2 protein-coding genes are annotated in these 814 nt (G+C 48.4%); one reads left to right on the top strand and one right to left on the bottom strand.

Annotated features, from left to right (window positions below; all coding sequences use genetic code 11):
- On the top strand, positions 1–245 hold a 245-nt coding region (locus tag A3756_RS19525; RefSeq protein WP_156490617.1), incomplete at its 5' end, for an aldehyde dehydrogenase family protein.
- Between the two features lie 78 nt (positions 246–323).
- Here the strand turns inward: A3756_RS19525 and A3756_RS19520 are convergent.
- Positions 324–814 (bottom strand): ATP-dependent helicase C-terminal domain-containing protein (locus A3756_RS19520; RefSeq protein WP_304438908.1); only part of this gene is annotated, 491 nt, incomplete at its 5' end.

Genomic DNA, 814 nt, shown 5'->3' with positions numbered 1-814 from the left:
TGGAAGAAGTTAACGATAGCAAGTTCGGTCTGCAGGCAGGGATATTTACACGGGACTTATACAAGGCGAATAAAGCATGGGATATCCTCGAGGTTGGAGGCGTCATAATCGGCGATGTACCGTCCTGGCGTGTTGACCATATGCCTTATGGCGGAGTGAAAGACAGCGGCCTGGGTCGTGAAGGTATTAAGTATGCAATCGAAGACATGACTGAACAACGTTTACTGGTGATTCGCACGCCATAAATTGGATATATGATGCCCATAGGCAGAGGGTTTCATCCCCCTTGCGAGCCTCGGATGGATCTGCACAGGTTTTGGGCTTCACTTTCGCTTTATCGAACGTCCGGCTTTTTCTTCTAATGGCTTATCTGGCCATCTGTGTTTGGGGTAGCGGCCCTTCATATCCTTAGCGACTTCAAAGTAAGAGCTGTTCCAAAAGTTAGCGAGATCACTGGTGGTCTGGATAGGCCTCCTGGCCGGTGACAGCAATTCAAAACGTAAGGGAACGCGACCTTCAGCCAGGGTCGGAGAGCTTAGCTCGCCAAACACCTCTTGAAGCACAACTGAAACTGTTGGGCCTTGGTCACTGTCGTAGCGAATTGGAACACGTTTCTGACTTGGTGTTTGGTAATGCGTTGGGGCTTCGCTTTCGATGCGCTGCTGATCATTCCAGTCCAGGCAGCTTTTCACTAGCTCAAGAATGTTTACTTTTTTAAGTGCGTTCATACTGCTGACGCTAGATAAATAGGGTAGCAGCCAAGTCTCGATATCGTCGATTAAGCTTTGTTTTGACAAGCTTGGGAAGTTTTCAA

Source organism: Oleiphilus sp. HI0086 (genome assembly GCF_001635225.1).
This window is presented reverse-complemented; position numbering and strand designations above follow the sequence as displayed.